Source organism: Streptomyces sp. NPDC059247 (assembly GCF_042754005.1).
Classification (GTDB): Bacteria; Actinomycetota; Actinomycetes; order Streptomycetales; family Streptomycetaceae; genus Streptomyces.
Map to the genome: position 1 here is coordinate 37516 of NZ_JBHYZW010000028.1, position 6552 is coordinate 44067.

The window sequence follows — 6552 nt, forward strand, 5'->3', positions numbered from 1 at the left end:
GAGTCTGAGCTCAGTGCCGCGCAGGTGAAGGAGCCGCGAGAGGCGTCACGAAAGACGTCGCGGAGAAGGAGGAACAGCAGGGCAGGACAGCGGGACGGCTCAACAGGAAGAGGACCACACGCGACCGAAGTCGATGTGGGAGCGCGTGACGAGCTGCTGCGAATGCATGGGCCCAGTGGAACAGGCATCCGTTTCCCCGTCAACCGGCACGAGACGAACAGCTCATATTCCGGACGGACTTGACAAGCCTCCGCTCGACGGCCGTAGCCTCACAGGGCGGACATCGGGCTGAGGGGCCCGGCTCCGCGCTCATCGCTCGCCGTGCGTGTGAAGGCGCACTCCCGGACCGGCGCCGCCGTGCGCCGCCGTCCGGACTCCCGGACGAACGCCACCGTGCGTTCCCGTTCGCACTCCCGTGTTCGATCCGCCCCCTGGCATCCACGGAGCCTTCGCATGTCGACACCCCTCGCCACGCTCACCGACCCCGGCAGGACGGCCGGGGAACCACCCCCCGACGAACCGGCCCCGCGGATCGTCCCCGCCCGCCGCGCCGGGCAGTGGACCGCCGCCGGCGCCGTCCTCGTCCTCCTCGCCCTCGGACTCGTCTCCGTCATCGGCAACAGGGCCTTCCAGTGGGACGTCGTCGCCGACTACTTCACCTCGGCGTCCGTCCTGCGCGGACTCGGCCTCACCCTGTGGCTGACCGCCCTCGTGATGGCCCTCGGCTTCGCCCTCGGCACCCTGCTCGCCGTCCTCAGGCTCTCCGCCAACCCCGTCCTGCGCGCGGTCAGTTGGGGATACGTCTGGTTCTTCCGGTCCACCCCGATCCTGGTCCAGCTCCTCTTCTGGTTCAACATCGGGGCGCTCTACCCGCAGATCCTCGGCGTCAGCACGGTCAACCTGCTCGGCCCGGTCTCCGTCGCCGTCATCGGCCTCACCCTGCACGAGGCCGCCTACGCCGCCGAGGTCGTGCGCGGCGGCATCCTCTCCGTCGACCGGGGCCAGATCGAGGCCGCCCAGTCCCTCGGCCTCGGCCGGTGGCGCAGGCTCGGCCGGATCGTGCTCCCGCAGGCCATGCCCGCCATCGTCCCGCCCGCCGGGAACATGCTGATCGGCACCCTCAAGGGCACCTCGATCGTCTCCGTCATCGCCGTACAGGACCTGCTGTACTCCACCCAGCTGATCTACCACCGCACGTACGAGGTCGTCCCGCTGCTCCTCGTCGCCACCCTCTGGTACGTCGCCGTCACCTCCGTCCTCGGCATCGGACAGCACTACGTCGAGAAGCGCTACGCCCGCGGTACGGCGGGTGCCCGATGAGCCCCCGCCCCTCGATCGTGATCGTGGGCGCCGGGCCGCGCGGCACCGGCTTCCTCGAACGGCTCGCCGCCAACCTGCCCGAGCTGTACGGCGACACCCCCCTCGACGTGCACCTCGTCGACCCGCACCCGCCGGGCCCCGGCCGCATCTGGCGCACCGCGCAGTCCCCGCTGCTCTGGATGAACTCCCAGGCCGAGGACGTCACGATGTTCACCGACGAGACCGTCGCCCTGGAAGGACCGGTCCGCCCCGGACCCACCCTCGCCGAATGGGCCGGCATCGACGGCCGCCACTTCGCCAGCCGCCCCCAGCAGGGCGCCTATCTGCGCTGGGTGTACGAGCGGGCCCGCGCCGCCCTGCCCGCCTCCGTCACCGTCCACGAGCACCGCACCACCGCCCTGCGCGTCGGCGGCCCCCGCGACGGCCGCCAGCGGGTCTGGCTCGACGGGCACGCCGCCCCCCTCCCCGCCGACCTCGTCGTCCTCACCGTCGGCCACCTCGACGCCCGGCCCGACGCCGAACAGCGCGCCCTGAGCGACTTCGCCGCCCGGCATCAACTCCTGCACCTGCCGCCGGACTTCACCGCCGACGCCGACCTCGCCGCCCTGCCCGCGGGCGAACCCGTCCTCGTCCGGGGCTTCGGCCTCGCCTTCGTCGACCTGATGGTGCTGCTCACCGAGGGCCGCGGCGGACGCTACGAGGGCGAGGGCGAGACGCTCGTCTACGTGCCCTCCGGCAAGGAACCCGTCCTGTACGTCGGCTCCCGGCGCGGAGTCCCGTACCACTCCAAGATCGGCTACCGCCTCGACGGCGAACGGCCCCCGCTGCCCCGCTTCTTCGGGCCCGAACAGACCGACGCCCTGCTCCGGCGCGGCGGCCCGGTCGACTTCCGGCGCGACGTGTGGCCGCTCATCGCCAAGGAACTCGGCTGGGCCCACTACCACCGGCTCTTCTCCACCCACCCCGAGCGGACCGCGCTCGCCTGGAGCGACTTCGAACCGGCCTACGCCGAAGCCCCGCCGCTCGGCGCCGAGGTCACCGCGCTCGTCGCCGCCGCCGTCCCCGACCCCGCCGACCGGCTGGACCCGGACACCCTCGACCACCCCCTCGACGGTCTGCGCTACGACTCCGCCGAAGCCCTCCAGAACGGTCTGCGCGCCTACATCACCGAGGACGTCACCCGGCGCCACGACCCCGCCCACAGCGCCGACGCCGCCGTCTTCGCCGGGCTCCTCTCGGTCTACGGACAGCTCCTGCGGCTCGGCAAGCAACTGGACCCCGGCCCCTGGTGGCACGGCTTCTTCAGCTACTTCGCCTCCGGCCCGCCCGGCCCCCGGCTCCACCAGCTCCTCGCGCTCTCCCGCGCCGGACTCGTCCGCTTCCTCGGCCCGGGCGTCACCGTCGAGGCCGACGAGGAACGCGGTCTCTTCCGCGCCGCGTCCCGCGCCCTGCCGGGCGAGTGGACCGAAGCCCGCGCCCTCGTCGAGGCCCGGATACCCGACCCCACCCTCGAACACACCGGCAGCCCGCTGCTCCGGGGCCTGTACGAGGAAGGGGTACGGGCCACCGGAGCGGGCCTCCTCGTCGTCGACCCCGTCGACGGCCGCCTCCTGGAACGCGACGGCCGCCCCCACCCACGCCGCTTCGCCCTCGGCCCGCACACCACCGCCCGCACCGGCAGCGCCTTCAGCCGCCCCCGTACCGGCGGGGTCGCCTTCGGGCAGAACGACGTCACCGCACGGGCCGCCCTGACCCTCCTGCGCGACCGGGAACGCCGGCTCCCCGTCCCGCTGAGCGCCTGATCCCGCGCCGCCCGCACCCCATCCCTCCGAGGAACCGCCATGTCTCTCACCAGCGATCCGCCCGCCACCGACCTCCGTACGGAGGGCCCGTCGGCACCCTCCGGGCCCTCCGCGACCGGGGAACTCGTCGTCGTGCCCGTCCGCCACCCCTGGCGCTGGGTGGCCGTGACCGTCACCGCCGTCCTGCTCGTCCAGTTCGTCCACGGGCTCGTCACCAACCCCGGCTGGGAATGGAACGTCTTCGCCGCGTTCTTCACCACCGAGACCGTCCTGCGGGCCGTCTGGGTCACCCTCCAGCTCACCTTCTACGGCACCGCCCTCGGCTTCGCCCTCGGCATCGTGCTCGCCTTCATGCGCCTGTCGGCCAGCCCGTTCCTGCGGACCGTCGCCTTCGGCTACATCTGGGCCTTCCGCTCGATCCCGCTCATCGTCCAGCTGCTCTTCTGGTTCAACCTGGCCTACCTCTACAAGGAGCTGAGCATCGGCGTCCCCTTCGGGCCGAGCTTCCTCTCCTTCGACACCATGGGCCTGGTCGGCGAGATGAGCGCCGCCGTCCTCGGACTCGCCCTGCACCAGGCGGCGTACGCGGCGGAGATCGTCCGCGGCGGAGTCCTCGCCGTCGAGGAGGGCCAGCTCCAGGCGGCGGCCTCGCTCGGCATCCCCAGGCTCCGGCAACTGCGCCGGATCGTGCTCCCGCAGGCCATGCGCTCGATCCTGCCCAACGCCGCCAACGAGATCATCTCGCTCTTCAAGGGCACCTCGATCGTCTCCGTCATGGCGATCGGCGAACTCTTCTACCAGGTCCAGGTCGTCTACGGCCGCAACGGCCGGGTCGTCCCGCTGCTGATGGTCGCCACCGCCTGGTACGTCCTGCTCACCACCGCGCTCTCCGTCGTCCAGCACTACGTCGAACGCCACTACGCGAAGGGGAGCACCCGATGAGCTCCGTCACCGCCGACGCCACCACGACCGGGGAACCGGCGACCGGGACCGCCCCCGGCACCACCGCTCCCGGCACCACCGCCAAGGTCGAGATCCGCTCCGTCCACAAGCGCTTCGGCGCCCTCCACGTCCTGCGGGGCATCGACCTCGACGTCCGCGCGGGCGAGGTCACCGTCGTCCTCGGCCCCTCCGGCTCCGGCAAGTCCACCCTGCTGCGGACCATCAACCACCTGGAGAAGGTCGACAGCGGCACCGTCAGCGTCGACGGCGTCCTCGTCGGCTACCGCCGCTCCGGGAACAAGCTGTACGAGCTGCGGGAACGGGACATCCTCAAGCAGCGCACCCGCATCGGCTTCGTCTTCCAGAACTTCCACCTCTTCCCGCACCTCACCGTCCTGGAGAACATCGTCGAGGCGCCCGTCTCGGCCCTCGGACGCCCCCGCAAGGACGCCGAGGCGGCGGCCCTCGCCCTGCTCGAACGCGTCGGGCTCGCCGACAAGGCGCAGGCGTACCCCAAGCAGCTCTCCGGCGGACAGCAGCAGCGGGTCGCCATCGCCCGCGCCCTCGCCCTCGAACCCGGACTGCTCCTCTTCGACGAGCCGACCTCCGCGCTCGACCCCGAACTGGTCGGCGAGGTGCTCGACGTCATCAAGGACCTCGCCGCCTCCGGCACCACGATGATCGTCGTCACCCATGAGATCGGCTTCGCCCGCGAGGTCGCCGACACGGTGGTCTTCATGGACGAGGGCCGGATCGTCGAACAGGGCCCGCCCGCCGAGGTCCTGGAGAGCCCGCGCCACGAGCGCACCCGCGCCTTCCTCTCCAAGGTCCTCTGACCTCCTCCCCTCATCTCCTCTCCTCCGCTTTCCGCGTTTCCCTTTTCCCAGTAACAGGAGCACTGCCGTGAAGACCCGTCGCACCGTTCTCACCGCCCTCGCCTCGCTCACCGCCCTCGGGGTCCTCACCGCCTGCGGCTCGGGAGACGCCGCCATCGAGACCGTCAAGCCCGAGGGCCACAAGGGCGGGGGCATCAACCTGGGCCCGGACCAGAAGCGCGTCCACACCGCCAAGGTGGAGGCCCTCGCCGCCAAGCTCCCGAAGTCCGTCCGCGAGAGAGGCACCCTGATCCTCGGCGTCTCCGCCAAGAGCAACCCGCCGCTCGCCTTCCGCGCCACCGACGACACGACGCTGATCGGCGTCGAGCTCGACCTCGCCACCCTGATCGCCGACGCCCTCGGTCTGAAGCCCGAGTTCAACGCGGTGTCGTGGGAGAACCTCTTCGTCGGCCTCGACAGCGGCAAGTACGACGGCGTCCTCTCCAACGTCACCGTCACCGAGGAGCGCAAGGACAAGTACGACTTCGCCACCTACCGTCTGGACGACCTCGCCTTCGAGGCCAAGAAGGGGTCCGGCTGGAAGGTGAAGGGGCCGGAGGACGTCTCCGGCAAGCGGATCGCGGTCGGCACCGGCACCAACCAGGAGAAGATCCTCGTCGACTGGTCGCAGCAGAACGAGAAGGCCGGACGCAAGGGCGTCGACATCAAGTACTACGACAACACCACCGACTACTACCTCGCCCTCCAGTCCGGCCGCATCGACGGCTACCTCGGCCCCAACCCCACCGTGGCCTACCACGTGGCCACCGCCGGACAGACCGAGGCCGTCGGCAAGTTCTCCGGCGCGGGCGCCGGACTCCAGGGCAAGATCGCGGCCACCACGAAGAAGGACAGCGGACTCGTCGCCGCCTACGCCGCCGCGATCGACCACCTCATCGAGAACGGCACCTACGCCCAGGTCCTCAAGCGCTGGGGCCTGGACAGCGAGGCCGTGGCGAAGTCGGAGATCAACCCCCCGGGCCTGCCCCGCACCAAGAACTGACCCGCGCCGGGGGCCCCGGGGACGGGGCGGACACCGTGCGGGCCGGGCCTCGCGCTGAGGGCGGCCCGTGCCGACCGTGCCCAGGTCGGCCCTGGCCCGTGCAGCCTGTGGTCCGTGCCGACCGTGCCTCGCTCTGACAGTGGGCCGGGTCGGCCGTGGCCCGTGCTGACGGTGGCCCGTGCCTCGCGCTGCCCGTGCCCGGGTCGGCCGTGGCCTGGGCGGCCCGTGCCCGGGTCGGCCGTGCCCCGTGCTGATCGTGGCCGGGGCGGCGGGGCCACCCGGCCCGCCCGTCCTTGGGCCCCGGGGCCCCGCCCCCGGCTCCGTCCCCGGACTGCCCCCCCCGGGCCCCGTCCCCGGGCCTGGGGGGCAGTCCTCAGGCCTCAAGCCCCGGGCTCAGGCCTGGGATCCCGGATCCCGAGGACAGGGCCCGGGACCCGGGCCTCGGGCTCAGGGCCCCGCCCTCGGGCCTCGGATCCCGGTCCTGGGTCTTGGGTCTTGGGTCTTGGACCCCCGGGACCCCCGGGACCCCCGGGACCCCCGGGACCCCCGGGACCCCCGGGACCCCCGGGACCCCCGGGACCCCCGGGACCCCCGGGACCCCCGGGACCCG

General features: G+C 72.4%; 5 protein-coding genes. All 5 read left to right on the forward strand.

Going from position 1 to position 6552, the window contains the following annotated elements; translation table 11 throughout:
* Positions 1–453: 453 nt before the first annotated feature.
* The 5 genes from ACFXGN_RS30250 (at position 454) to ACFXGN_RS30270 (ending at position 5942) form a co-directional block, all read left to right on the forward strand.
* Positions 454–1320 carry an amino acid ABC transporter permease gene (locus tag ACFXGN_RS30250; RefSeq protein ID WP_384865214.1) on the forward strand — a complete coding sequence of 289 codons (867 nt, stop codon included), beginning with the start codon at positions 454–456 and terminating at the stop codon, positions 1318–1320.
* On the forward strand, positions 1317–3122 hold the full coding sequence (locus ACFXGN_RS30255; RefSeq protein ID WP_384865216.1) for an FAD/NAD(P)-binding protein: 1806 nt from the start codon (positions 1317–1319) through the stop codon (positions 3120–3122). Before ACFXGN_RS30250 ends, ACFXGN_RS30255 begins: the two co-directional genes overlap by 4 nt.
* Before the next feature lie 39 nt (positions 3123–3161).
* Positions 3162–4064, forward strand: a complete 903-nt coding sequence (locus tag ACFXGN_RS30260; RefSeq protein WP_384865217.1) for an amino acid ABC transporter permease — start codon at positions 3162–3164, stop codon at positions 4062–4064.
* The gene (locus tag ACFXGN_RS30265) at positions 4061–4900 is read left to right on the forward strand and encodes an amino acid ABC transporter ATP-binding protein (RefSeq protein ID WP_384865219.1); all 840 of its coding nucleotides are present in this window, start codon (positions 4061–4063) and stop codon (positions 4898–4900) included. Before ACFXGN_RS30260 ends, ACFXGN_RS30265 begins: the two co-directional genes overlap by 4 nt.
* Positions 4901–4967: 67 nt before the next feature.
* Positions 4968–5942, forward strand: a complete 975-nt coding sequence (locus ACFXGN_RS30270; protein WP_384865221.1) for an ABC transporter substrate-binding protein — start codon at positions 4968–4970, stop codon at positions 5940–5942.
* The last annotated feature ends 610 nt before the right edge of the window (positions 5943–6552 follow it).

What these genes read in the sequence shown, in the direction of transcription:
- ACFXGN_RS30255 (WP_384865216.1), top strand. Translation starts at nt 1,317, where the DNA reads ATGAGCCCCCGCCCCTCGATCGTGATCGTGGGCGCCGGGCCGCGCGGC.
- ACFXGN_RS30265 (WP_384865219.1), top strand. Translation starts at nt 4,061, where the DNA reads ATGAGCTCCGTCACCGCCGACGCCACCACGACCGGGGAACCGGCGACC.
- ACFXGN_RS30260 (WP_384865217.1), top strand. Translation starts at nt 3,162, where the DNA reads ATGTCTCTCACCAGCGATCCGCCCGCCACCGACCTCCGTACGGAGGGC.
- ACFXGN_RS30250 (WP_384865214.1), top strand. Translation starts at nt 454, where the DNA reads ATGTCGACACCCCTCGCCACGCTCACCGACCCCGGCAGGACGGCCGGG.